General features: G+C 63.3%; 22 protein-coding genes and 1 pseudogene. 8 read left to right on the top strand and 15 right to left on the bottom strand.

From position 1 onward, the window contains the following. Window positions 1–124 precede the first annotated feature (124 nt). Genes HLH48_RS13740 through HLH48_RS13730 form a run of 3 tightly spaced genes read left to right on the top strand, consistent with a single transcriptional unit; the run spans window position 125 to window position 3,525 of the window. Window positions 125–595 (top strand): HamA C-terminal domain-containing protein, encoded by a 471-nt coding sequence (locus HLH48_RS13740; protein WP_246387326.1) that lies wholly within the window; start codon window positions 125–127, stop codon window positions 593–595. Continuing rightward, a complete protein-coding gene (locus HLH48_RS13735; protein WP_182998056.1) occupies window positions 592–3,201 on the top strand; it encodes a DEAD/DEAH box helicase in 2,610 nt (869 codons plus the stop codon). Before HLH48_RS13740 ends, HLH48_RS13735 begins: the two co-directional genes overlap by 4 nt. A 15-nt stretch (window positions 3,202–3,216) precedes the next feature. After that, window positions 3,217–3,525, top strand: coding sequence for a DCL family protein (locus tag HLH48_RS13730; RefSeq protein ID WP_182998055.1), 309 nt, complete (start codon window positions 3,217–3,219; stop codon window positions 3,523–3,525). Window positions 3,526–3,985: 460 nt separating this feature from the next. Here HLH48_RS13730 and HLH48_RS13725 read toward each other — a convergent pair whose 3' ends face one another. The 4 genes from HLH48_RS13725 to HLH48_RS13710 are packed head-to-tail and all read right to left on the bottom strand — an operon-like array spanning window position 3,986 to window position 9,678. After that, window positions 3,986–7,177, bottom strand: a complete 3,192-nt coding sequence (locus HLH48_RS13725; protein ID WP_182998054.1) for an error-prone DNA polymerase — start codon at window positions 7,175–7,177, stop codon at window positions 3,986–3,988. Beyond that, the gene (locus HLH48_RS13720) at window positions 7,174–7,419 is read right to left on the bottom strand and encodes a hypothetical protein (RefSeq protein WP_182998053.1); all 246 of its coding nucleotides are present in this window, start codon (window positions 7,417–7,419) and stop codon (window positions 7,174–7,176) included. The genes HLH48_RS13725 and HLH48_RS13720 overlap by 4 nt, the downstream gene beginning before the upstream one ends. A 2-nt stretch (window positions 7,420–7,421) precedes the next feature. Next, window positions 7,422–8,978, bottom strand: a complete 1,557-nt coding sequence (locus tag HLH48_RS13715) for a Y-family DNA polymerase (RefSeq protein WP_182998052.1) — start codon at window positions 8,976–8,978, stop codon at window positions 7,422–7,424. Further along, entirely contained in the window at window positions 8,866–9,678 is an 813-nt protein-coding gene (locus HLH48_RS13710; RefSeq protein ID WP_182998051.1) for an ImuA family protein, read from the bottom strand. The genes HLH48_RS13715 and HLH48_RS13710 overlap by 113 nt, the downstream gene beginning before the upstream one ends. A gap of 190 nt (window positions 9,679–9,868) precedes the next feature. Between HLH48_RS13710 and HLH48_RS13705 the strand changes: the two are divergent. Further along, window positions 9,869–10,174: pseudogene (locus tag HLH48_RS13705) on the top strand (SOS response-associated peptidase); the annotation flags it as partial. Between the two features lie 106 nt (window positions 10,175–10,280). Here HLH48_RS13705 and mobF read toward each other — a convergent pair. From mobF to traT, 10 genes are all read right to left on the bottom strand, one after another. After that, window positions 10,281–14,291 carry a MobF family relaxase gene (gene mobF / locus HLH48_RS13700; protein ID WP_182998050.1) on the bottom strand — a complete coding sequence of 1,337 codons (4,011 nt, stop codon included), beginning with the start codon at window positions 14,289–14,291 and terminating at the stop codon, window positions 10,281–10,283. 50 nt (window positions 14,292–14,341) lie between these two features. Then, the gene (locus tag HLH48_RS13695; protein WP_182998049.1) at window positions 14,342–14,644 is read right to left on the bottom strand and encodes a hypothetical protein; all 303 of its coding nucleotides are present in this window, start codon (window positions 14,642–14,644) and stop codon (window positions 14,342–14,344) included. After that, window positions 14,628–15,440, bottom strand: coding sequence for a hypothetical protein (locus HLH48_RS13690; protein WP_246387325.1), 813 nt, complete (start codon window positions 15,438–15,440; stop codon window positions 14,628–14,630). Before HLH48_RS13690 ends, HLH48_RS13695 begins: the two co-directional genes overlap by 17 nt. Before the next feature lie 26 nt (window positions 15,441–15,466). Further along, a complete protein-coding gene (locus HLH48_RS13685) occupies window positions 15,467–16,252 on the bottom strand; it encodes a P-loop NTPase family protein (protein WP_182998048.1) in 786 nt (261 codons plus the stop codon). A gap of 325 nt (window positions 16,253–16,577) precedes the next feature. Next, on the bottom strand, window positions 16,578–17,090 hold the full coding sequence (locus tag HLH48_RS13680) for a hypothetical protein (RefSeq protein WP_182998047.1): 513 nt from the start codon (window positions 17,088–17,090) through the stop codon (window positions 16,578–16,580). Window positions 17,091–17,847: 757 nt separating this feature from the next. Continuing rightward, entirely contained in the window at window positions 17,848–18,354 is a 507-nt protein-coding gene (locus HLH48_RS13675; RefSeq protein WP_182998046.1) for a hypothetical protein, read from the bottom strand. 47 nt (window positions 18,355–18,401) lie between these two features. Beyond that, complete coding sequence (locus HLH48_RS13670; protein WP_182998045.1) at window positions 18,402–19,007, bottom strand: hypothetical protein; 606 nt, start codon at window positions 19,005–19,007, stop codon at window positions 18,402–18,404. Further along, a complete protein-coding gene (locus tag HLH48_RS13665; protein ID WP_182998044.1) occupies window positions 19,004–19,930 on the bottom strand; it encodes a hypothetical protein in 927 nt (308 codons plus the stop codon). Before HLH48_RS13665 ends, HLH48_RS13670 begins: the two co-directional genes overlap by 4 nt. Then, window positions 19,927–20,886, bottom strand: coding sequence for a hypothetical protein (locus HLH48_RS13660; RefSeq protein ID WP_182998043.1), 960 nt, complete (start codon window positions 20,884–20,886; stop codon window positions 19,927–19,929). Before HLH48_RS13660 ends, HLH48_RS13665 begins: the two co-directional genes overlap by 4 nt. A gap of 6 nt (window positions 20,887–20,892) precedes the next feature. Continuing rightward, entirely contained in the window at window positions 20,893–21,639 is a 747-nt protein-coding gene (traT, locus tag HLH48_RS13655; protein ID WP_182998042.1) for a complement resistance protein TraT, read from the bottom strand. 357 nt (window positions 21,640–21,996) lie between these two features. On the opposite strand from traT, the gene HLH48_RS13650 reads away from it, so the two are divergent. Further along, window positions 21,997–22,293: a hypothetical protein gene (locus tag HLH48_RS13650; RefSeq protein ID WP_182998041.1), complete on the top strand. Its 297-nt coding sequence runs from the start codon at window positions 21,997–21,999 to the stop codon at window positions 22,291–22,293. Window positions 22,294–22,683: 390 nt separating this feature from the next. Here the strand turns inward: HLH48_RS13650 and HLH48_RS13645 are convergent, their stop codons facing one another. Continuing rightward, complete coding sequence (locus HLH48_RS13645) at window positions 22,684–23,379, bottom strand: LexA family transcriptional regulator (protein WP_182998040.1); 696 nt, start codon at window positions 23,377–23,379, stop codon at window positions 22,684–22,686. A gap of 252 nt (window positions 23,380–23,631) precedes the next feature. On the opposite strand from HLH48_RS13645, the gene HLH48_RS13640 reads away from it, so the two are divergent. The 3 genes from HLH48_RS13640 to HLH48_RS13635 are packed head-to-tail and all read left to right on the top strand — an operon-like array spanning window position 23,632 to window position 24,300. Further along, a complete protein-coding gene (locus HLH48_RS13640; protein WP_182998039.1) occupies window positions 23,632–23,883 on the top strand; it encodes a hypothetical protein in 252 nt (83 codons plus the stop codon). Between the two features lie 18 nt (window positions 23,884–23,901). Further along, window positions 23,902–24,027: a hypothetical protein gene (locus HLH48_RS23565; RefSeq protein WP_264812483.1), complete on the top strand. Its 126-nt coding sequence runs from the start codon at window positions 23,902–23,904 to the stop codon at window positions 24,025–24,027. Window positions 24,028–24,039: 12 nt separating this feature from the next. After that, entirely contained in the window at window positions 24,040–24,300 is a 261-nt protein-coding gene (locus tag HLH48_RS13635) for a hypothetical protein (RefSeq protein WP_182998038.1), read from the top strand. The last annotated feature ends 41 nt before the right edge of the window (window positions 24,301–24,341 follow it).

The raw sequence follows: 24,341 nt of genomic DNA, 5'->3' as shown, positions 1-24,341 counted from the left end.
TGAACGGCACGGGTTCATCTCCCCGAATGCCGTGCGTGCCAGGGCTCTTTCCACTGCGGCTCTCGCCGCTTAGGCTTCAACCAGATGTCTCAAAAACCGAGGCCGGTACACAGAAGACGGAGTTTTGAAGCTCTTTTGGGGTGAGTCCAAAGTCTACAAGGATGTCGGAGACGGCATCAAAGAGTGCTTCGCGTCAATCGCGCCTTTCCTGATCGGGCCCGATCATGAGGGCGCGGAGCGAGAAAAGGACCTAATCCTTTTGAGCGACAAAGCCGACCTGTCGGATCCAATCGTCACGACGGCTCTCCGGCAATATTTCAACAAGGACTCAAAGCAATCCAAGCGCGTTCGCTACTGCGGCATCGCTCTGATTGGATTTGATGCGGATTACTATCCGACCGACGGCGTGAAGGGCATAGCGGAAGAGATCGCTAAAGCGGCGAAGGCCGAACTGGAAAATTTGAAAACCCGTATCGGCAAGCGACTGACAGCCGAGAAGCTTAATCAAATTGAAATTGAGGTGCTGTGCATCCCGTTGCCCTCGGCAGATGGTTTTCGAAAGGCGTTTCTCAAAGCGATGGGGCTTACTGAATGAGCCTTGACCAACTTGCGACATGGCTGATGGACGAGGGGGTTAAAGATGATGTCGAAACCCTCACGCGTTTGGCCGTCCGGACAGAACTCGACAACCTCGCGCCCGAAACTGCGGAGACAGCTCCTATCGATTGGCACCGTCTGCTGTTCGCAGGCAGCATTTTGGCTCGGTCAGCGTTTCGGCAGCATCAGGAAGCGGCTTTGCGCATCGCGACTGGAGCCGTGACGATGGCTGACACTCAGCCAGTGAAGGACGCGGGAGCCGTCCTTCTAGGCAAGCTGACAAATTTTCGAGCTGTTGCCCTGGCGAACGACCGCAAGCTGCTCGAAACGGACCTAGAAGGCCGGTTAGGTTTCGGTCTACGGATGGAGGCCCAGCGTCGCAAACTAGATCATTCGGTCCTGGTAGAATCCAGCGGCCACTGGCTTCAGGTCAATGATTTTCAGCAACGGTTCTGGGATAGCGCCACGCTGAATAATTGGCTGTCGGCCTCGGCGCCCACAGCATCCGGTAAGACCTTCCTCGTCCTGCAATGGCTGATAAATCATATGCGCTCGGCCGAAACGCGGGTATCGGTCTACCTAGCACCCACGCGCGCGCTTGTTTCCGAGATTGAGACAAATTTGGCTCAGCTTTTGGGCAAGGCGGCAGAGATTGAAGTGTCGTCTCTTCCTCTGCCGGAGAAGTATGATGCCGCTCAGTTAGGCGGAAAGAAGCTCATCCTGGTGTTTACGCAGGAGCGCCTGCATCTGTTAGCCAATGTTCTCGGAGAAGACGTCCACGTCGATCTGCTCATCGTCGATGAGGCTCACAAGATCGGGGACAATCAGCGCGGCGTCATTTTGCAGGATGCGATCGAGCGGCTAGAGCGCTCGAATGATGATCTCAAAGTGGTCTTCATCAGCCCGGCCACGCAAAATCCCGAGGAGTTATTGGCCGATGCCCCGAGGACAGCGAAAACGGATGCCGTCGATAGCGACGTCCCGACGGTCATTCAGAACCTGATCGTCGCCGAGCAAGTCCCGCGCAAGCCGAAACTCTGGAATCTGTCGATAAGGGAGCGGACGGCATCCCAGCCCGTAGGTGTTTTGGAGCTTGCCAGCTCACCTGGTAACGTCACCAAGAAGCTGGCCTTCATTGCAGCCGCAGTGGGTGAGCGAGGCGGGACGCTGGTTTATGCCAACCGAGCTGGCGATGCCGAAGATATCGCCGACTTGATCGCCCAGCTTGTCCCCGTGATCGAAGGGACCGACAAGGAACTGATCGAATTGGCAGACCTGGCGCGGAAGGGTGTTCACCCAAATTTTGCCCTTGCGTCGCTCGTTCTGAAGGGGGTTGCTTTCCACTACGGCAACATGCCGTCCTTGATCCGACAGGAAGTAGAACGGCTCTTCAAAAGCGGCAAAATCCGCTTTCTTGTTTGCACCTCTACCCTGATCGAGGGCGTCAATTTGTCCTGTCGGACTATCGTGGTCCGTGGTCCCCGCAAAGGTATGGGAAATCCGATGGAGCCCCATGATTTTTGGAACCTCGCTGGTCGTGCTGGGAGGTGGGGAAACGAGTTTCAAGGTAATATCGTGTGCATCGACCCGGATGACACAACAGCTTGGCCTAATGGCGTGCCTATCCGCTCACGCTATCCGATCAAACGCGAGAGCGACGCTGTTTTGGAGACCGGTGACGGCATGGCTGATTACCTAAAGAGAAGGGCAGATACACCCCTCTTCGAATTGGCCGACGTCGGCCGGTTCGAACAGGTTGGAGCATATCTCCTATCCACCTACTTGCGACTGGGCTCGATTGCGCAGGCGAGCTTCGCAAAGCGTCACAACCCTAATACCATCGCAAAGATCGACGAGCAACTCGCTGCTTTGGCTGACAAGATCGAGATCGGATCAGGCTTCGCAGAGCGGCACCCAGGCGTGAGCGCGCTTGGCCTTCAGTCATTGTTGGAAGCGTTTCGGGCCTACGAGAAGGATGTCGAAAACCTGATACCGGCGCCGGTCGAAAGCCAGGACAGCTACGATCGCTTCGTCACCATCATGCGGAGGATCAACGAGCATCTCTATCCGGCGTTCATGCCGGACAGCCTGATCCCCCTATACGTCGTGATCGTCGTTCAGTGGCTGAAAGGTTTTTCCCTCGCGGCCATGATCAGAGCGAACATCGATTATCACAACAGGCATGGTCGGAAGTTCGTCCTGCCGAAGTTGATCAGACAAACAATGGAACACGTCGAGCAGGTGGCTCGCTTCAAAGCGCCAAAATATCTCTCGGCTTACATGGACATTCTGCATCTACATTTCCGCGAGATCGGTCGTGAAGATTTGATCGATACCGATCTCGATATCGGCACCCAGCTGGAGTTCGGCGTGTCAACGCGCACTCTGCTGTCTCTCATGGAGATGGGCCTATCTCGTATGACTGCCGTAAGCCTCTACGAAAAAATCGCGCGAGATAACCTTACCAAAGTAGAATGTATGAAGTGGATTCGGGAGCGCGACGATCAGTTCGATACAATGGACATCCCAGCGATCATCGTTCGGGAAATTCGAGAGAAGATACTTGCTATCGATGAAGGCAGTCCGGATACCGTTAGTCCGTAACGAGGGAGGGTAAACATGCCTGCGAAACCTTTCAGCTTGGGTGAGCTACATTTCGCTAACAAAGGTGATGCGGTAGCCTACCTCAATGCCATGCTGCACAAGTATGATGTCGGGGACAAAGTGAGCGCGGAAGACTCAAAGATTTTGATTGCAGCGTTGGCTCGCCACCCAGAGGGTGATAAGAAGATCGGCTCCGGCGTTGCTGATTTCAGCGTGAGGACCGCTGATTATAGTACCAAGTGCTTCTGGGTAAATCGGACCGACGGAACCACCGAAAAATTCGCTCATCGCGCCTGCGTCTACGGCAATGTCCGTCCCGGCTAAATCCCGACATTCTGGGTTCGGCATTCCGCTATCGTTGCGGAATGTCGAAAATATGCTGTTCGAGCGCGGCATCGACATCTGTCACGAGAGGGTACGGATAGGTGGACGAATGTGAATAATCCACGCCTTAAGCGATGCAGATCGTGGCACTGACTTCGGCATAGGCGCGGGAAACGTACGTTCGCTTTAGGAAGCGCCCGCAACAGCGCAGAATGACCGAAATTTGCGCGCAGCCGACCGGCAAACACCCAATCGGATGTTCCAGCGGCTGCCCCGGAACGGCGTGACTTGGTCGATAGCCGTCATGAGCGTAAAAGCTGTGAATGGCAGCATTCAGTCATTTCTTCCCGATAACCGACATACCGCTTGCCCCCCATACCTGACCTGCGGCAATAGCCGAGAAAGCGGAGCGGGTCGCCAGGTGTTTCAGCCGTGAATGGTCTTGGACGCCTTCTCCGTTTCATCGGAAATCGCGAGCCTTGACTACAATCGCCCTGTCATACTCCGTCTCCGTGTTTTTCCTCATAGGACCGATCGTGCCGACCGTCGCCAACAACGGCGTTAGATCCTCGACTTCCTTCGCGATGACGTGAATCACACCGCCTTCCCGCTGGAGGATGCCCGTCACGCCGATCATGCCGGCGCCGATGACGATCGGCCGCTGCGCCTCGATCCGGTCCTTCCAGAAGATGAGGTTGGCAACGCCGGTCTCGTCCTCGATCGTCATGAACATGACCCCCTTGGCGGTGCCGGGGCGCTGCCGCATCAGCACCAGCCCGCCGAGCCGCACACGGCGCCCGTCGCGCGTGCGTGCGAGATCCGCGCAGGCGAGCATGCCGCGTCGTTGCAGATCGCCGCGCAGAAACGAGACGGGATGCCGACGCAGGGTGAGACCCGTGGTGCCGTAGTCTTCCACCACATCCGCGCCTTCCGACATCGGGGCCAGCGGAAAGGAGGGCTCGTTGAATTCGCTTTCGATCCGGTTGGCAAAGCGCTCGGCTGCGGCAAACAGCGGCAGCATGGCGGGCGCCAGCCCCTTGATTGCCCAGAGGGCGCTGCGCCGATCGAGGTCCAGCGACCGGAACGCATCGGCTTCGGCAAGCCGCTCGAGGGCCGAGACCGGCACCTCGGCCCGACGCCAGACATCCTCGATGCTGTCATAGGGCGGCATGCGATGGGCGACGATCTGCGCCGCGTGTTCGTTGGCGAGGCCCTTGACCAGACGCATGCCGAGCCGGACGGTGAAACGCGCCCCGCCCGGGCGGCCTTCCAGCGTGCAGTCCCACCGTGAGCGGTTGATGTCGATCGCCCGCACGTCGACGCCGTGCTCGCGGGCGTCGCGCACGATCTGCGCCGGCGCATAGAACCCCATGGGTTGGCTGTTCAGAAGCGCCGCGCAGAACACGTCCGGATGATGGCATTTCAGGTATGAGGACGCGTAGGCGACCAGCGCGAACGAGGCGGCATGGCTCTCCGGAAAGCCATAGCTGCCGAAGCCCTCCAGCTGACTGAAGGTCCGCTCCGCGAAATCACGGGCGTAGCCATGGTCGACCATCCCCTCGATCAGCTTGGTCCTGAAGTGGCTGACCCCGCCGGTGAATTTGAATGTCGCCATGGACCGGCGCAGCTGATCGGCCTCACCGGGTGTAAAACCCGCGCAATGGATGGCCACCTGCATGGCCTGTTCCTGGAACAGCGGCACGCCGAGCGTCTTGCCGAGAATCGCCTGAAGCTGCGGAGAGGGACAGTCCGGCTTTTCCAGCCCCTCGCGACGTCGCAGGTAGGGATGGACCATGTCGCCCTGGATCGGTCCGGGACGGACGATCGCCACCTGCACCACGAGATCGTAGAAGGTCGTCGGCTTGAGGCGTGGCAGCATCGACATCTGGGCGCGTGATTCGATCTGGAAGGTGCCAAGGGTGTCGGCCTTGCGGATCATCGCATACGTCGCCGGATCCTCGGCCGGAATCGTGGCGATATCCATGCGTTGATGCAGGTGGCTTTCGAGAAACTCGAAGCACCGCCGCAGGCAGCCCAGCATGCCCAGCCCGAGCACATCGACCTTCATGAACTTGAGCGCGTCGATGTCGTCCTTGTCCCAGACGATGATCTGGCGATCCTCCATCGCCGCGATCTGCACCGGCACGAGCTCGTCGAGGCGGTCGCGCGTCAGCACGAAGCCGCCGGGATGGGTGCCGAGCTGGCGCGGAAAGGTCAGGATCTGCGCCACGAGCCCGAGCGTCATTCTCAGACGGCGCTCGGTCAGGTCGAGACCCATTTCCGACGCGCGGGCCGCCAGGAGGTCGGGATCGCCCAGCGCCGAAGCGAGATGCTTCGAGAGCAGCCCCAGCAGATCGTCGGACAGGCCCATGACCTTGCCGATTTCGCGCAGGGCGCCTTTGGGCCGATAGCGCATGACGGTCGCGCACAGCGCCGCATGCTGACGGCCGTAGCGCCGATAGATCCACTGGATGATCTCCTCGCGCCGGTCGCTCTCGAAATCGACGTCGATATCCGGCGGTTCCCGCCGCTCGGCGGAGACGAAGCGTTCGAAGAGCAGGCCGGAACGCACCGGATCGATCGCCGTGATGCCAAGGATGTAACAGACGGCGGAATTGGCGGCCGAACCTCGGCCCTGGCAGACGATGCCGAGCGATCGTGCCTGCCGCACGATCGTGTTCACGGTCAGGAAATAGGGCGCGTAGTCGAGCGAGCCGATCAGATCGAGCTCATGCCTGAGCTGTTGAAGCACATCGCGCGGCGTGCCGGCCGGATAGCGACGCGGCAGGGCCTCGCGCACCAGGCGGGCGAGGGTGGCCTGCGGTGCTTCTCCCTCGATGTCGCTCTCCTCGGGATACTGATAGCGAAGGTCCGCGATGGAGAACCGGCACGCGGCCGCGATAGTGACACTGCGCGCGAGGGCCGCCTCGAAACCGGCATAGAGCCTCGCCATGTCATCGGGCGACTTCAGATGGCGATCGCGGGCATACTCGCGTGCATCCCCCAGCGTCTGCATGGTGCGGTTGCATCGAATGGCGGTGACTACGTCCTGCAGGATGCTGCGCTCGGGGGTATGGTAGAGCACGTCGCCCACCACCACGGTCGGGACGCTCTGGCGATCGGCCAGCGCCTGCAAGCACTCCAGCCGCCGGATGTCGCCCGGACGGAAATGACGGGTCAGGCCGAGATAACGGCGGTCGGCTTCATCGCCGCGATCCCGCATGGCGATCAGCGCGGCAATACGCTCCTCGATCCGATCGTCATGGGGCTGCGGGTGAAGAATGAGGATCAGGCCGTCGCACTCCCGCGCGAGATCGTCCCAGGTCAGTTCGAATGTCAGACGATCGCCGCGCCTGTTGCCCAGCGTCAGCAGGCGGCACAGTCGCCCCCAGGCCACGCGATCGGTCGGATAGGCAAGGACAACCGACCCGTCGGTGAGGGTCAGGCGGCAGCCGGCGATCAGGCGAACGCCCATGGCGTCAGCGGCGACCTGTGCCCGGATGATTCCCGCCACCGTGTCGAAATCGGCGATGCCGAGCGCGTCGTAGCCATGGTCTTTCGCTGTCGCGAACAGCTCCTCCGGGTGGCTGGCGCCGCGCAGGAACGAGAAGTTGGTGGCGGCTTGCAGCTCGATATAGGGCGTGCCGCTCACGGCTCGGTCCCGCGCCGGTCCGCGTGCGGGTGGCGATGACGGCTGGTATCCGGCAGCGGCGCGGCGGGCAGGCGCATCAGGCGAAAACCGCAGCGCCGGAGATGGGCCACGAGCCGCTCCGCGACCAGGCGCGCCATCAGCTCGTCCGCATCATGTACGCGCCGGCGCCCCTCGAAGCGGAGGGCATGCATCAGCGCATCGGCAATCTCGTCCTCGCGGGCCGGCCTGAGATCGTCCGACATGCTCAGAACAGCCCATGCAGGAACCAGGCGCGGTCGCCGGACCAGTCGTGGATGCCGTCCCCGCGCCGGAACAGCCAGAACCGCTCGCCCAGTTCATCTTCCGCGATCCAGTAGTCCCGGCATGCGCCCGGTCTGCCGTCGTCGTCCCACCAGTCGCCATGCAGACGCTCCGGCCCATCGGCCGCGCGGATCCGGCGCGCCATGCCCTGCCAGACAAACTGCATGGGTGCGCCATCCGGCAGCAGGCTGGTCACGGCGACGGGGGCAGGCGGAGAGAACAGGCGTACGGGGCGGGGCGGCCTCTCGTGGGAAAGAAGATCGCCCGCTTCCTTTCCGTAGGCTCCTCGCTTGCCCTCGCCGACGCGACGGACGCGTTGGGCCTGCTCCGGCCAGTGCGCGTGCCGTGGTTCCAGCCAGAGCACCTTGTCAGGTCCAACCCGGTTGCGCAGACGGTCGACGAGGCAGGCGAGATCCGGATCAATCGGCCCGCAATCGGCCCGGCTCAGAAGCGCTGCATCGGAGCCTCCCGCCACGACGCGCTCGGCCTGGGTGACGAACAGGCGCATCGCCTCGATGCCGAAACCCGGTTCGATCGTCTCGATCCGCTCGTGGAGCAGACGGGCGATGTGCCCCGTGTCATGCACCGGCGCGGCCAGTCCCACGCGGACGATCTGCACGGTGTCGTCGACACGGTGACAATGCAGGTCCAGCAGACGCGCGCCCAGGCCGCGCTGGCTGAGCGCAGCGCAGATTTCAGGGGTCAGCGTGTCGATCACCGTGCCGATCGCATCCGCAGTGCCGATCGGTTCGACAAAGCCGCGCTGCACCTGGATGACCTCGCGCGGCTGGAGCGGCAAGATGGGCTCGCGCATGTGGCCCAGCGCCTGGTCGAGCCGCGTCATGAGCGACGCGCCGAAGCGCCGCACCAGAGGCGGGCGCGGGGCCTCGAGCACGGCGCCGACCGTCTGCAACCCCATGCGTCGCAGATCGGCCACCGTCGTGGTGTCGATCCGCAAGGCGCCGATCGGCAAGCGGCGGATGGCCTCGCGCTGACCACCCTGCGGCACGATCGAGATGTCGCCACCAGAAAACCGCGCCATGGCGTGCGCCGCGCCGGGCGTGTCGGCGAGCGCCAGGCGCACGGCGTAGCCGCGCGCGGCAATCTGTTCGCGCAGGGCCGCCAGCATCGGCGCTTCGCCGCCATGCAGGTGATCGCATCCCGTCGTGTCGATCCAGATGCCATCCGGTCGGTCGGGCGCCACGATCGGGGAGAAGCCGAAACACCAGTCGGCAAAGCGCAGGAGGGCGGCATCGTCCTCGTTCGGCGTCGCCGGCGTCGCGTGCAGGTCCGGGGCAAGACTCTGCGCGTGGGCGAGCGTCATGCCGACCCGGACGCCGCGGCCCTGTGCCGTCGCGTCGGCCGCCAGCACGACCGGCTTGCGGCCGTCATGCGCATGCAGAACCAGGCCGGACGAGATGCAGATGTCGGGATGGCGACGTCGCCACAGATCGGTCCGCCACCGGGGCAACCATACGGAGAGGAAGCGTCGCGTCGTCATCGGAGATCTCGAATGTCCAGGAGGCTGCCGGTCCGCCGCGCTGACGCAGCAGATCGACCTGCCAGTGCGCAGGGCCGGGCAGGGGCGTGCGGGAGGAAGTGCTGAAGGGCAGCACACAGGGCGCCGCGCCGACCTGCCAGCGGGTCTGGCAGGCGGAAGCGGGCAGAGGGGGCGGCTGGCCGCGCCGCACGCTGCCGTCGGCCTGATGGATCAGAAACCCGGTGACGCCACCCTTTTCGGCGGCGAGCTGAAGACGGCGGGTGGCGCTCAGGGTCATTGGCGCCCTCAGATCCGCGACCATGGCGAGGATGCCGCGCTCGCGCAGGATATCCTCGGCCAGAGGCCCGACCTGATCGGGCGCCGTCTCCACGAGGATGAGGCGACCAGGCGACAGACCGAGTTGTCGCAGTCCCGTCAGGCAAAGATCCGTGCCGGCGCCCCGTACCCACACGATATGGCCGGCTGCGCGCGCGAGGATGGTGGCGACGAAGCGGGTCGGGCGCACACCCGTGACGCGATCCGCACCGGTTCCCACGATCTCATGCACCGCCCCACGGCGCAGTCCGCCGCCCAGATGGGTGTCGATCGCGGGCGTGCCGGTCGGCAGGGTTCCCGACACATGCGGTGCGGCATGCTGCCGCTCGATGCGTGCGACCTGCTCACGCAGCAGCCTCAGGGTGTCGTGATTCTCTTGCGCCATGTGTCGTGCCTCCGCGCTTCAGCATGCACAGAACAAAACATGAACACAAGGCCGAATCATTCCGTCGCGAAAAATCGAGCTGGCTTGCCGACCTTTATCATCGGGCCCTACATCGTCGTCAGATTGCAGGGCGCAGTCCCGCCGATTCCGACAGGCCGGCGTCATATGTCGAAATTTGCGGGTGACCGATATGTGCAACCTGTATGCGATGCAGTCGTCTCAGGCGGCGATCCGCGAGATCAGCAACGCGCTGGTCGACCGGGTCGGCAATCTGGACGCGCTACCGGCGATTTACCCGGACTATCCGGCACCGATCGTGCGCAACGGGCCGAATGGTCGCGAGCTCGTCATGGCGCGCTGGGGCATGCCGTCGCCGGCTTTCGCGCTCAGGGGCAGGAAGGTCGACCGGGGCGTGACGAACATCCGCAACACGGCGTCTCCGCACTGGCGGCGCTGGCTCGGAACGGCCCATCGTTGCCTCGTGCCCTTTGCGGCGGGCGCTCTTCTGGGCTTTCTTTGAGATGTCGTTTTGTCACGTCAAAAAAGGGCCACGTTTTTAACAAAACGCTCGCACCTTCTTCTGTGCAGTACAGACGGCCCGGCTATCGATCGGGACCCTGATCTTTGGCCCGAGAAGCAGCGTGTTTGCCAGAGTGTCGGGCCAACTTGCGCACGGGCGTATTTTGCTTCACGATTCGCTGGAAGGAGTTCGCTGGTTGAGCGCTCATATGCTCGTTAACGATAAGCAGTCGGTCGCAGACAGCGTTGACGGTCTCCTTGCTAAAGTGGGCAAGCGCTGTCTCAAGCGCGCCGTCCGAAAGAAATAGCCATTTTCCCTCGGGGCCGCGCGGAAAATGAAGGGATATCTCCATGTCCTTCAGATCATTCAGGAGATTTCCGGTAGCCGGATCCGCGACGTGCCGTAGCTTTTGCATATCCAATGCAATTTTCGGATATGTTGTCTCGTGATAGCCGGTCGGAGCGGTTATTGGCGTTGCGAGACGCATGAGACGCTCGACGTGCCGCGCGGCTTCGGCTCTGCCGATCGGGTTCTGACGGCGCGCATCTCCGAGGCGCCAGAGCGCGCGCTCGTAGAGACGGTGCGCGTCCTCCATGCCAATAGCGTCACGGCGTTCGGTCTGTCCGAAACCAATCAGCGCAAAATAGGCGGGCGTTCCCCATGTCGGGATTTCCTCATCGGGGAGGGGGCGCTCGACCCGCCTCCAATTCCGGGTATCGCGGTTGCGCAGACGACGATACGCCCGCTTGAGCGCGCGCCTGCGATTGCGCTTGATGGCCCATCCCGGCAAGACGTCCCGGAACGCGTCGATCGATCGGGTGACCACGTCCTGTAATCGCAGGCTCAAATTCCGGGCGCTCGTCGTCAGGCTGGTCGCGGCGAGATCTTCATCCTTGATGGCCGCTGTCAGAGAGGTCAGAACCGGTTCGAGCAGCCGCCGACGATGATACCCTGTCACGGCGGGCGCGAGAGAGGAAGGTGTGTCCGACTGCTGCCATGCGCGCTCGACCGACAGCCCGGTCGCCTGCTGAACAGCGCGAGATTGAGAGCGCGTGGCGCGGGCCCGATCGAGCAATGCAAGAGCACTTTCACGCGGATCGGATCGCGTCATGTTCCGCGCCATATTGTCGACGAGGTCGGAACGGCGGAGAGGGCGCACATCACCGAGCGCTCGACGGCCGGCGATCTGTCGCCGTTCAGCGGCTTCAGACGTCACCAGCCAGGTCGTTTCCCTGTGCCGCGATCCCTGGGTGTAGGCACGATGTGCGTCGACCGCGCCCGATCCCGCTGGCATCGCTTCAATATGCTCGGTCGACGTTACCCCTTGCGTGGCATCGATCGAAAGGACGTCACCATATCCGAGCCTGATCTTCCCTGACCGCGGATCATGCAGGGTCGGCCATGGGATGAACCCTGACCGCCCCCTCTTGTTGCGGACGCTCAAACCCTTCTCGGACGCGGCAAGGACCTCAAGGACCGAGCCATTGTTGCCGATGATCCCGCGTCGCCCGTCCGTGCAACGCGCATTGGTGCGGGCATAAAGTCGGATCCTGTCGCCGACCGCGAGCCGCATCGTGTAGTCCGTGCCATGTTGATCGATTGCCTCGATTTCGATGAGGTCCGGCCCGAGCTGGCCGAGTGCGCGACGGCGATCCCGGATTGCCCGGGCGATTTCGCGGGCATCCGCGTTTGTGGGAGCGGACACGGTCAGCGTGAAGTCGTCGAGGCTTGCGCCCTTGCGATGCCGCTCGAGCCAGAGATCCGCGATCCGCCCAACGACGCTGCGATAATCCCCTGTCGCGAGAAGCAGAGTTCCGTCCTCTGCCTTCCGGTCGAGCGCCGCCCGGGCGTTCCCCTCGCGCAGCATGAGTGCCGTGGCGCGTTGGCGCTCCGTCCGCTGCCGCACGCTGGAGATCAGTTCGGGGATCGCTTCGTGTCCGAGGGCACGTCGGAGCAGGTCAACAACCGGGCCGGCCTCGACCGCCTGGCATTGCAGGGGATCGCCAATCATGACCATTCGACACCCGGTCCGCTGCTGGGCGCGAAGGAGTTCGAGCAGTTGCACGGTGCTCAGAAGGCTCAACTCATCCAGTACGACGACCGAGCGTGAGTCGAGCGCAATCGCGCCGGTCTTTAGGCCGTGGATTAACCCCTGGCATGCGAATACACGATCATCGACGATGTTCGCTCCGGTCAGTTCCTCGGCCTGACGCCATGCGACCGCGGTGCCGAGTACAGTGCGTCCCGACGCCGACCAGGCGTGAACAAGCGGGGCGAGGAGTGTCGTCTTTCCCGAGCCCGCGACGCCGACGAGCACCGCCAGGCGCCCCCTGGTGCCGAGCGCGCTCATCGCCCGGCGCTGAAGCTGTCCGTGTGCCGAGGAGAAATCGAACCCGCTTGCCTGTACGGCGGCATCGATCGTCGCTTCGTCCAGCGCGTCGCTGTGATCTGTCGCTGCTGATCGCGCCAGCGCGATAACTTCCTCTTCCCGGGCGACGTGCAGCGCCGTGGTCATACGCAGGCGGCTCTCGCCGCGCCGATCCGTGTCCGCAACGCAGATAAGGGCCGTGTCCTGATCGTCCAGGGTCAAGGGCTGTTCACGGAGCATCGTGACGACGTCATCGATATCGGCCGCCGCCTCAATCCCTGCCTCGACCAACGCCTGCGCCGCGCAGACCCGCGCCTCGGGCCCGTTGATGACCGCGGTCTGTCGAAACCGTTCCGCCAGCAGGAAGGCTGTAATTCGGTGAGCCGCGGTCAGTCTTGCAGCGTCATCCAGGAGCGGGCGCGAGACATGCTGGTGAACAAAGCGCGGTACCGTCCACCCGAGATTGCGCGCTGTTGCCCGCCAGGTCGTCATGCTCGCCATATCGTCCGATTTGGACTGACGAGGATCCCCCTGAACACCTTGCTTCAGGAGTGAAATCCGTTGCGTCGGGGTCAGAAGCCCCCAATCCAGCCCCCGGGACGACGCGTAGTCCCGCGCGGCATCCGTTCCATCGAGGGTCCGTTTTGAAAAAGCGGCGCGCACGTCATCGGGAACCAGGGGCAGCCGCGCCGCACCCGTTTTCTTGTCGCGCCGCACCTCGACGCCGATCTCGCGCAGATTGCGAGCCAGGAAGGCTTGATAGACCGCTCCGCATTCCCTGATGCGACCGCTGAGCCGATCGAGGTCCAGGCCGCCCGCCCGTCCGTTGGCGGTAACGACGACATTGGGGACGATCACGTGCGTATGCAGTTGCGGGTCGCCACGGATACCAACGGCGAGGGGCCGGGTGAGCGGCATCCCGCTCAGGGGATCGGTGTCCTCGACATAGGCCGTCGGGCGCGCGGTAAAATGCTCGAAGCGAATCCAGCCGATATGTCCCGCGTCGAAACCCGCAGCGCCGGCTTTGCCTTTTCGCGCGCGACCGATGATGGTCTCGATCATGGTCATCGCGCTGCTGACGGCATTCCGGTGAGCTTGCAGGATCATCGCGCGCTCGGCGTCTGTTGTTGCCAGCGCCCATGCAACGGAGATCGATTTGTCCGCCGACCAGGTGAGGTCGATGTAACCGATCCGGACCTTGCTGAACGAAACCGCTTCGCTAATGACTTGTCGGTCAATCGGACGTCCCGCGTAATCCAGGCCATCGCCGAGCCGCGTACACAGCGCGAGGTCTACGGGATGTTCGCGGGGCACACCGAAGAGGGAAAGCAGGCGCCGCGCCGCGCTGCAGCGCTTCTTGTCCTGTCCGGATTGCCTTCTGCCGATTGCGAGCCCTGCGATGTGGCGCCACCCGTCGGCATCGGGGAGAGTGTCCGTGGGAAGGTTAAGGACCGACCTTATGCTCTCTCCGCCGGACTGGTATTGCTTTCCGGCAATGGGACTTCCATCCGCGGCGAAGCCGCTCAGCAGGTTCATGATCACGTCACGGGACAGGCCTGACCGGGATGGTGACAGTCTGAGCGCCGACAAGACCCGCGGACTGACCGTATCGCCGATCTCGGCGGGGCACGTCGCCGACGTGAACGGGGCAGGCATGCCATTATAATACTGAAATAATCGCAGTTGGGCGACCGAGATCGTTGAATCGAGCAGATGATCTGCCATGAATCGTGCTGCGGAGGGGCTGCCCCCGACGCCGGTACGATACGTCAGCATCATTCCTTGTCCAGGAGGTATGTCCCGAAAGCCGCCGACAAGGTCGCACCGAGGAGATCGGGAAGCCGACGGATCTCCTCTCCAAGGGTAGAGATGTCTGCGGATCGCCGCTCGATGGCCTCGGCGATGGCGCGGAGGCTTTCGGCGAGAGCCGCTTCTTCGGATGGAGGTTGGGCAAGCGCCGATGCAAGGCGCGCTAATAATTTTCCGTGCTCCTGCTGGATGTCCACGACGGTTTCGAGGAGCTCGATCAGGGTGGAAACGTCGCTTTCTGCTCCTGCGGGTTTACTGGACGTTTTCATTGTACTGCATCTCCGAAGGTGCGCCGGACGGCACCGGTCCCGGTATCCCCATCGTCGCCGGACGATCGGGCTGCGTCGGAATGCGCAGAGGCAGCCAGCAGCCGATCTGATTCGGATTCTGATCGAATGCGAACACGGTGCGGTAGCGGCAGATGTTGAGGGGATTCGACGGGAGACTCGTCGCCGCCAGCCGGTTGAGCTGGATCAGGGGAGCCCAGGCCGCGATTTCCTCAGGGTGATCGTGAAAGAGCCGGGCTGCGTCAGTCGCGTTGCGTTCGAGGGCGGCAATTTCAGCGTCGTGCGCGCGCTTGCTATCGTCGAAACGGGCGTCGCCCTGCGTGGTGGCGATGGCGAAACCGCTCGAATAGCCGCGCCAGTGCCCGATGCCAAACAGACTTGCAGCGATGATGACCGCCGCCAGTGCACTGCCGGCGAGTGTGTTGCGGTCGAACGAGCGCACGCGGCGGGTAAGGGCCTCGTCAGCCGCTCTGGCGACATGCTCTCCGATCTGGCGGATCGTTTCGGCTTGCACCTGTTGCGCCATCGCGGCGAGGCCCGCGGCCTCGGCCTTGTGATACTGCGTGCGCGCATCGAGGGACGTCTTGATTTCGGATCCGACGCGACGGCCCAGCTCCTCGAGCGCGTCCCGCTGCGCCGCGAGCGTCATGACGGCGGAATCCCATTGCGCCATGATGGGCCACAGCGGATCTTCCGGGGCAATTCCGTACGCCTTCGCCGCGTCGAGCATCGTTCGGCTGGTGTTGGCGTTGGACGTACCGTTATTGTTGGTGTTCATGTCTACTCTCCAGCGTTGATTGTTGATTACGGAAGCCAGTGCAGGACTGGGGTGAAGGCAGTTTCCATAGCGCGCCACCAGGTGGTCACCCGCTGGCGATCGAATGGCCCGAGCGGTTCCGGGCCATGCCCGGACATGGCATCGAGAAAACCGACCCGGCGCTCGCTCAGCTTGTGGGCGCAACTTAATACTGGAACCGGAACGAGTCTGGCGTCGCCGTCGAGTAATGCGGAGAGCATGTTGGAGCGCTCGATCAGGCTGCGCAGCGCGACCGAAGGATCCACATGCCGCGCGACGACATGTCTCGCGTAGGCGATGATCGTGGCCGTTGGGGCGAAGGAATGAAGAAGCATTTCCACCGTTGCGACATCGTCAGGATCTGCGCCGATAAAATAGACCGCGGTGGGTTGAAGCCCGATTTCCTTGATGGCTTCCACGAGCGTGACCTCGCGAGCAAGATTCGCAATTACCTGATCACCTGCGCCGAAATCGACGATGATCGAGGTGTTCGTGGCCGCAGCGCTGGCAAGTTCGTCCTCGAGCCAGCCCTGGACTGAAACCGGGTCGGCAGATGGAGGTGATACAGCATCACTGACAAACCCGCGCAGGGTCTGGTTCGTGTGATCGGCGTCAGCCACGCGCACTGCCCGCCCTACCTCACGAGCGCGCTCGAGGAACCACCGCGCCGCGAAGGATTTGCCGAGCTGCCCGCGGCCGCCGAGGAACAAGCAGTTTGGGTAATGGCTCGTGTTGCTGTCGGGTTTTTCTGCCGAAGTTTCGTCGACGACTGCCCTGTTTGCATGGTTTGGCAATACAGTTCTCCATTGGTCGGTCGAGACTGGGAAAAATACTGATCGTCGCGCCTGTCAAAGCTAATATTTCCAGATAAACTGGCAAAAAGTAGCGGCTCCGGCCCAACGTCGATATCCTTACGCACACGGCGCGACAGTCCGCAACAACAGATTATCAACGAGTATTTCGCAATATGAGATTACAACCTGAAGAACGGATCATCTGTACGCAGTGAATATTGTGCGTGGACGTGTCATGATGTGCCACGGCGTGTCATCCGGGCGATACCGAAGTGCTTGAGATCGGGAAGTCGTCAGCCGTTCAAGATTTCGTGATGGCTAAACCTCATTGGTCTGGATTGCGGTCTCCGCGGACGACGGGGGTCGGCAGGGCCGGCTCGCTGGCCCGGAGCATATGGGTCGCTGCAGCCAGTTTTTCCTTCGATTTCCGGCCGTCCGAGTTCATCGAGGCCGGCTGAACCGGCTCCCTGGATGACGACGCGGGAACAGGCGCATGCGTTCTGGGGGCGGGCACAGGACGGGGCGGTATCCCCGTGCCATCGACCAGGCGGACTGGCGTTCCGCGCGTTGGCACGAGCGGCGTCGCTTCGGCGAGCCTCTTGTCCACGCGGGCCCATGCTTTGCGCACCGTGTCGGGAGAGAGTGGTCCACCGCGCGCATTACGAAGCCCGATTTCCGCGAGGGCGGCGGTCAATGTCTTGAAGTCGCGGGACGTGTCCAGGATCGTCCGCAATGCTTCATGATGATGCTCAATAAAAACCCGAAGCTCATGGCCGCGTGTCTTCCACCGTGCCTTGCGGAAGCGCGCCGTCAGTTCGTCGCTGGACAAAGGCTTCACGTCAGACTTTCCCCCTTGCCGTCATGCCGTACCACCACGGTCAGGATCGACAGCTGATATATTTAATGCGCTGTTCAGGACCTGCCAGGAAATTGAGTGAATCACGCGTGTGACAGGCGCCCTCGCAAAGTGCCGCGGAGACGACACGAACCGTTATCACCGCGGCAGCATCGCATGACATGAGCCGGACAGTCGGCCACAATTGCGCGGACATCGCCCGGACAACCCGGGATGCGAAATTCTGTTACAGACCAAGGCACCCTTGGTGCGGTCGGGCTGTTTCCCGATGCCTCGGGATCACGCCGGGCAGCTGACCCCGGAGAAGCGCGACGAAAGGATCGAAGCTCACATTTCCTGAACGTGGCGGCCGCTCAGAGGGACGCCGCGTCACGGCCGCGACGAGTCACGGCAGGCAGGCTTTGTCACCTCATGTCTCCGCTGATGGTCGGCGCGTAACGCGTGTTGTCTGCACACCTTGCGCAGTCACGGCCGTCGCAATCTGACGCAGACTGGCACCGTTTGGCTGCATGGTGCGTACGAATAGTGCAACGGAGGCAGCGACAGCATCTGCCCTGGTAGTACGAGCAGCGCTTCCGAGGGCGCTGTCCATCTTGGAATAAACTCTCCAGCCGCCTAGAATAGTCCTGCGCACCTTGGCTGCTGCCCGACGCTTGACTGGGTGAACCCGTTTTACCCACGGTCCGGAGCAAGATTGTGACACGTCCCGTGTTGTGACGCGGACCAGGGCCCGCTTCAGTCAATACGTATTGACGTCCATGAAATGTTTGAAGGCATGGTCCGCTGTCGACCACCGAAACAGCGGCACCGTAGGCCCTGGAATGCCAGTGCCGATGTCCCGGACACCGTCGTGGGTGGTGGGCAGCACGCCGATCGAGGCGGCCGTGTCCTGGAACAGGACATGGTGCCTGCTGTCGAAAACGGTGAACTGCGAACCCTCGGCGCCGTAACAACCAGCATCATCGATGACGATCGCAGGGACTGTGCCGAGCGTTCCGCCGAGATCGAGAGACAGGCGCTTCGGCTTCGCGGGCGTGCCGCATTCATCGACATAGCCCCGCGCCGTCTTTTTAAAGGTCGGGGTGCCGTCGAGGAAAGAGCCGGCCGCCGCACCAAGGGGCTTGGCCTTCGTGCTGTCGAGCCAGTGCACGTGCCCCAAGGCGCCCTTGTAGTCGGCGGCACGTGCGTCGGCGGTCGAGAGTGCCACGAGCGCTACGGTGAGGCTGACGGTTAAACCAGGCTTCATGAGTGTCTCCTTTCGTTCATCGGATAAAAAACGGATCGTTCCGGCCCTTACGGCGCCTTCAGATTGGCCGGCGTGGCGGGGCTGGTCGCTGCATTTGCAGGCGCCGTCGATTGGGTCGTCACGACAGGGGCAGCATCGGCCGCGCTGCCGGGATCAGTTGATGGCGCGGCCTTCAGCACGATGGGCCGGGAATAGGCCTCGGCATCGACGATGACGTGCCGGGCCTGGCGGCGCTCGGATGGATCCTTGTCGAACAGCTCGACCAGACTTTGGGCGTCGTCGTAACAGAACAGCACGGTATGTATGCGGGGGCGTGTTCCGGCATGCACCGGGGTCCAGACGATCTCGGCCAGCCCGAGCGTTGCGATATCGGTGATCGTTTCCCCGGCCGCCATGGCGGCCTTGCCGCCGGCGGTCAGGCCTGAGGTGTAGAGCTGGTAGATATCGCACCGGCGCGTATTGGGCTGGGTCACGCTACCCTGCGGACTGCCCACCGCGCCGATGACGGTGAAACGCGTGGTGCCCTTGCCGAACTGCGACAGGTCGACGGGATCGGGCCGGGCATTTTCCGTGCCACTCGAACATGCTGTCAGCAGGAGCACGAGCGCGGCGACGCCAGGCATGCGGAACAGGAACGGGTGTCTGGGCATCATGGCGTCACGCTATGCATCTGAAGGTTGGCGAGGTCATTGAGATACGGCGCCGGATCGAGCACCCAGCCGGCGCCGTAATCGTGGAAGCTGCGCAGGACCACGTCGGTCGTCAGCACCTGACCGGCATAGCCCGCCCCTGCGATACGCGGATCGGTCAGCCAGGCGGGCAATATCGCGGGCCGTCGCCGGATGGCGGCGACGATCCAGCGCGTGCCCGTCGACTGGTGGTTGACGTCGCTGACTTCCAGCACCCGATCGGCATGCAGGCGCCAGCAAAGCCCGTCCATATAACGGATGCCGGGCGGGGTCTTTCCGTTGGCGTCGTGCGGGTCGGGACCGGTGATCACGTCCGGGAAATGGCCCGGGGCCAGTTCCATGGCGGCGGTCAGATAGATGAACCCGGGCGGTGGCGTGCCGATGAGGATGTCGCCCTGCATCTGATCGAGATGGTCGGGCACGATGACGCGCGTGACGGGCGAGCCGTCCGGCGACCGGACCTGTTCGGTCGCGCCCATGATGAAGCGCAGCCATCGGGCCGGGACACGATGGATGACGCCGGCGTCGAGCATGGCGGCGAGGAACGGCAGGGGCGCTGGCTGCCCGCGTTGCAACGTGCCGAAGAAATATCCCTTCGTGTTCATCCCGTAGCCAGGGACCGGGCTGACCAGAAGCCAGCTGCCACGCGGGTCGCCAAGGACCGTTGCAGGCATCGTTGCTTTGAAGAAGGACTGCCCGTAAAGGGGCCGCAGACACGCGCTCGCGGCGCTTTGTCCCTGCGCGTCATGCTCGGCGTTGACCAGCGCCAGGAACATCTTTGGATCGATGGCATCGCGGTGCAGCCGCCGCATGATGGGGCGGCCGAGGCCGAGTATGCCGAGGAGTGCGAAGGCGGCAATACTGCCTGACAGGAGAGCCCGGTTCATTCCGGATCTCCCGGTGTCAGACGTGGTTGTTCGCTGTCCCAGGTCAGCCTGCCGTCCTGCACACGAAAGGCGGTCTCGACCGGATGCAGCCGATCGGGGTCGATCCCGGCCGCGCCGCCATATGCCGCCCGGAAGACCGGCGTGCGCATCCAACCCGGCAGATGACGACGCATGCCGACGATGGCGGTGTAGTAGATTTCTCCGTCACTGCCGATGCGACGCACGGCATGGTCAAGCGTCTCGGGCGTGTCGGTGACGACGAAGCCCGCGACTTGACTCGTCGCCCACTGCACCTGGCGCGGCACCATGACGCCCGGATCGTCGGGGACCGTCTGATCGGAGAGCCGGGAAGGAAGGAAACGTCCCCCGGACTCGATGCTGCCGGGGTTCGTCAACGGGCGGAAGGACGGCACGGCGTAATTCGTGCAGAATGTCATGCGCGCATCCCAGGGACGCACGAGATAGAGGAGCATCGTCTCCTCCCGGACGATCCGGTGCCCGTCCGGATCTCGTCCGTCTCGATCGAGCGGAACGGGCGTCTCGGTCAGGATCCCGCGGGCGGTCAGATCCTGCTCCAGCGGCGGTGTCCGTCCTTTCGGCCACGCGGAGAACAGGAAGGCGTGTCCGGACGCGGCGGTGACGCCGCTATCGGGGAACCATTCGACGTCACGCGGACTGCTGCCGATCCGCGATGCGCCCGTCGACAGGGGATAATGCACCGCGCCTTGCATGCAGCCGCCCCAGCTCGTGAGCCCGTCGTGATTGATGACGAAGCGCCGTCCGTGTGGATACTGCGCGCGCTCGGCCGCCATCAGACGTCCGTCCAGGCCCGGCGTCATCGCCCACCAGACGGCCCCCACCCCGACGATGGCGCCAATGCCGGTGCCGAGACGCATCCGGAGCGACAGGACCATGAAACGGGTGCGGAGCCGTGACCAGAGTTCGAGAGGCGTCATCGCCGCTCACTCGAACAGATTGGCGAAGGAGCCCGCGAGACGCTGCGTAAGCGCCGGCATGGCGTCTTGCAGTTTGAGGTTTACGCGATCGGCATAGGCGACGTCGCGGAGGTTATACTTCTTGAAGTCGGCGCTTTCGGTGATGTCCTGATCGCGCGCGTTCGACGAGGTGTCGCCCGAGGTCTCGACGCCGTAGCTCTGCGCGGTGGCCTCGGTGACGCCGGTCTGCATGCGGCTCGAGCCTGAGCCGTGATGCATGTGGCTGTGCTCCCAGACCTTGCCGCCACCGAGCGGACGCTCGGAGAGCTGAATGTCGATGGTGATGGCGTAGGTGACGTCCTGATAGGCGTAATTGATCAGGGCAGACGCCGCCATCAGCCCGAGCCCGACGCCGAGGCCCGCCCCGGCATTGCCGGTCAGCCCACCGACAAGGCCCCCGGCGGCGGCGCCGATGCCCACCGATTGCAGCGGCTGGCCATAGGCCGAGGAGAGCAACGCCGAGCGTTGCGCATCCGTCAGCTTGCCCGCCTGCAGCACATTGGCCTGCAGCAGGTAATGCGCCTGACCCGGATCGGAGACGATGGCATATCCCCGCGCCTGCAACGCCTGCGCCAGCGCGCCACGGATATCCAGATCCGGATAGTCCGACGTATTGCGGATCCCGAGATAGATCGTGTGCAACGCGGTCGGCACAGGATCGAGAAACACGGTCTCAGACATATGCGTATGCACGTCGAGCGTGCCATGGTTCACGGCCGCATCCATGCCGGAGCACGAGGCAAGCGAGAGCGTTGCCGCGCCGACGAGGGCGCAGCGGACTACGGAACGGGGCACGGCATATCTCCGACAGATCGCTCCGCAGACCTACGGAGAGCTGACGGCTGTAATAATGCCAAACGACAATGTTGTCAAGGAAAAACATCGAGAACGACATTATTGCTGTCGTTAGGAACGACAAGGTCTGCCGGAGACCTGCCTTCAGAGCCGTTGCGCGTTTCGTTTTCGAACTGTTTGGCAGCGCCCTGACTTTGTCAATCGCTCATCGTCGCTCGCGAGCGACGTGCGGGCCGGCACCATCCGTGCGGTGCCGGCCCGATGCGATCAGTCTCCATGCCGACCGACGTCCCCGACGGAGCTGGTGAGCTCGGCCATCTGGTGCATTACGCTCTCCAGTCCGTCGAGGGGATGGATCAGCTCGTTGTTCCCAAGCGTGATCGTCAGGCGGGCATGGGCGAGCGCCGGCAGCGCGAGCTAATGCAGGAGCGTCGTCAGGCGAAGCAGGGTGACTTCGTGCGTCTCGGGCGTTTCGTTTTCGCAGGTGTGCATATCAGGGTTTCCTTAATAACGCTTGACACCCGAGAAGTGCGCGCGGGTATAATCACGCAGTGCAAATCACTGACGCTCTAGTAACCAGAGAACGTAGTGAGCCTTCTGGGGAGAGGGGAGACCGATCCCTTCGTTCTGAAACGTTCAAAACCCCAACAAACACTTTGCCGCGATCTCGCGATACGCAGTATCTACGAACCTCACCGAACCTCAGGCTCGCGTTGAGGGTTGTCTCCAGTCGAGATAATTTCCGACGTGTCTACGTCGCAAACACGTTCGATTTACTGCTTGCTGACAGATCCCTCGTTGAAAATTCTATCTGGATCCGCCGTCGCCCGAGAACCGGGCGCCACGCCAGTCCGTGTCGGGTGCGTGAGCGAACAGGTTAGACCGTCTCCCCCAGTACGACGTACCCCGCATCAGTCGCGGCCGTGGAGTCTCTCTCGTTTCATCGAGAAAGAAGTCGTCCGATCACCCGCGCGGGAGCCCACCGCTCCAGACGATCTCGCCCAACACGGCAAGCCCGGCCGCGGCCTCGGGGGGAATATCCTGCGAGGGGTAGCGCTCGTTGTCGGCCATGGCGCGCAGGCCACCGTCGAAGCGTCGGTCGAGGCGGCGGATGACGGTCTCGCCGCCGATACGCAGGGCGTAGAGCGCGCCGCCCGAGACGGCGGTGGCGGCGGTGTCGACGATCAGCAGATCGCCGTCCTGCAGCGTCGGACGCATGGCGTCCCCCGATGCAGTCAGCAGGCGCAGTCCCGCGGGGTCGCGTGGCAGGGCGGCGTCCAGCCAGGCCTTGCCGATGCGCAGGCCCTCCTCGGTCTGTCCGGTCACATCATGCCAGGGAATGACGGTCTGGTGTCCGCCCCGCAGCGGCACACGACGTCCGGCCTCGTCGGTCTCGGGCATGCCGGCCGCCGGTGCCGCGTCACCGGCGGCCCGGGGGCCCGGGCCGGTGCCGTGGGCCAGCCATTCGATGGAGACGCCGCAGACGCGGGCGAGCGTGATGGCGGCGGAGAACTTCATCTCCTGGCCGTTCATGTAGTCGCGCAGAGTGGTGTAGGCGAGACCGGCGGATTTGGCGGCGTGAGTAATGCCGACGATCTGGGCTGCCTGACGCAACCGCTCGCCGCGGGCGAGCATGGCCTGTTTCTCGGCCTCAGACATGACGCGCCATCTTCGACCGTGCTTCTGGAAGCGCGACGGGCGACGAGGGGATACAGGACGCGGCTGCGGGCGGGGCATGGCAACTCCTTCCGTGCGGCCGGCACGAAAATGTGAGCCATAGTTTCTTTTCCGCTTGTAGCAAACCTGTCGTTTCCATCATATTGTGACGCATTGGTGGATGTCCTGGACATTCCCGTGGTGAAACCGTGGCATGGACGGGCCGACCTGTCCAGAGGGGAAGGTTTGAGGATGGTGAACGATCAGGGAGCCGCTCCGGACTCTGCCGGGCCCGGCCATGGCGGGTTCGAAGAGATCTATGCCGGTCTGCTGTCGCTGGCCCGCGTCCTGGCGCTCGAACATCGCCTGCTGCGCCAGCAGCTCGCCGCCGTCTCAGGAGACACCGAGGAGGGGCGTACGCTCGAGGGGCTCGTGGCCCTGGGCGGGCTGATCGAACAGCGTGTCGCCCATCTTCTGGGTCTCGCCCGCGAGGCGGGCCGACTGTGACCGGCCGGAGAAACATCCATGCTCATGGTGATCGGAATACTCCTCGGCCTGATCGTCGCAATCGGCGTGGCCGTCCTCAAGAAATGGGATCTGTGGTGGCCGGTCGGCATCATGCTGATCGTGGCGGCCCTGACGCATGGCTGAGCGGACGTCACGATGGTCGATGAGCGCATGGCCGCGCGCGCGGCCGCCTACGACGCGGAGTTCGGCACGCTGGAGGCGGAGCACCGGCTCAAGAAGGTCGTGGCGTATGTGATCGCGATAATCTGTGCCGTCATCGCCGGGGTGGCCATCGGGCGATGGTGGCATCCGGTCTTCGCATTCTGGATAGGCTGCGTGAGTTGGGGAATGGTGGTCGAGGCACGGCGCGACGTCGCACGCGATATCGAGCGCCGGCGGATGCACGGCATCGACTGAACCTGGCGCTGACCCGCCGGATCGCCCGGCTGGTTTCCGGC

Origin of the sequence: Gluconacetobacter sacchari, from assembly GCF_014174255.1 — a bacterium.
Lineage (GTDB): Bacteria > Pseudomonadota > Alphaproteobacteria > Acetobacterales > Acetobacteraceae > Gluconacetobacter > Gluconacetobacter sacchari.
Note: the sequence above shows the minus strand (reverse complement) of the source record. Positions and strands in the feature narration are given on the sequence as shown.

What these genes read in the sequence shown, in the direction of transcription:
- HLH48_RS13735 (WP_182998056.1), top strand. Translation starts at nt 592, where the DNA reads ATGAGCCTTGACCAACTTGCGACATGGCTGATGGACGAGGGGGTTAAA.
- HLH48_RS13715 (WP_182998052.1), bottom strand. Translation starts at nt 8,978, where the DNA reads ATGACGACGCGACGCTTCCTCTCCGTATGGTTGCCCCGGTGGCGGACC.
- mobF (WP_182998050.1), bottom strand. Translation starts at nt 14,291, where the DNA reads ATGGCAGATCATCTGCTCGATTCAACGATCTCGGTCGCCCAACTGCGA.
- HLH48_RS13695 (WP_182998049.1), bottom strand. Translation starts at nt 14,644, where the DNA reads ATGAAAACGTCCAGTAAACCCGCAGGAGCAGAAAGCGACGTTTCCACC.
- HLH48_RS13665 (WP_182998044.1), bottom strand. Translation starts at nt 19,930, where the DNA reads ATGAACCGGGCTCTCCTGTCAGGCAGTATTGCCGCCTTCGCACTCCTC.
- HLH48_RS13730 (WP_182998055.1), top strand. Translation starts at nt 3,217, where the DNA reads ATGCCTGCGAAACCTTTCAGCTTGGGTGAGCTACATTTCGCTAACAAA.
- HLH48_RS13710 (WP_182998051.1), bottom strand. Translation starts at nt 9,678, where the DNA reads ATGGCGCAAGAGAATCACGACACCCTGAGGCTGCTGCGTGAGCAGGTC.
- HLH48_RS13720 (WP_182998053.1), bottom strand. Translation starts at nt 7,419, where the DNA reads ATGTCGGACGATCTCAGGCCGGCCCGCGAGGACGAGATTGCCGATGCG.
- HLH48_RS13675 (WP_182998046.1), bottom strand. Translation starts at nt 18,354, where the DNA reads ATGAAGCCTGGTTTAACCGTCAGCCTCACCGTAGCGCTCGTGGCACTC.
- HLH48_RS13670 (WP_182998045.1), bottom strand. Translation starts at nt 19,007, where the DNA reads ATGATGCCCAGACACCCGTTCCTGTTCCGCATGCCTGGCGTCGCCGCG.
- HLH48_RS13690 (WP_246387325.1), bottom strand. Translation starts at nt 15,440, where the DNA reads ATGAACACCAACAATAACGGTACGTCCAACGCCAACACCAGCCGAACG.
- HLH48_RS23565 (WP_264812483.1), top strand. Translation starts at nt 23,902, where the DNA reads ATGCTCATGGTGATCGGAATACTCCTCGGCCTGATCGTCGCAATCGGC.
- HLH48_RS13660 (WP_182998043.1), bottom strand. Translation starts at nt 20,886, where the DNA reads ATGACGCCTCTCGAACTCTGGTCACGGCTCCGCACCCGTTTCATGGTC.
- HLH48_RS13645 (WP_182998040.1), bottom strand. Translation starts at nt 23,379, where the DNA reads ATGTCTGAGGCCGAGAAACAGGCCATGCTCGCCCGCGGCGAGCGGTTG.
- HLH48_RS13635 (WP_182998038.1), top strand. Translation starts at nt 24,040, where the DNA reads ATGGTCGATGAGCGCATGGCCGCGCGCGCGGCCGCCTACGACGCGGAG.
- HLH48_RS13650 (WP_182998041.1), top strand. Translation starts at nt 21,997, where the DNA reads ATGCCGACCGACGTCCCCGACGGAGCTGGTGAGCTCGGCCATCTGGTG.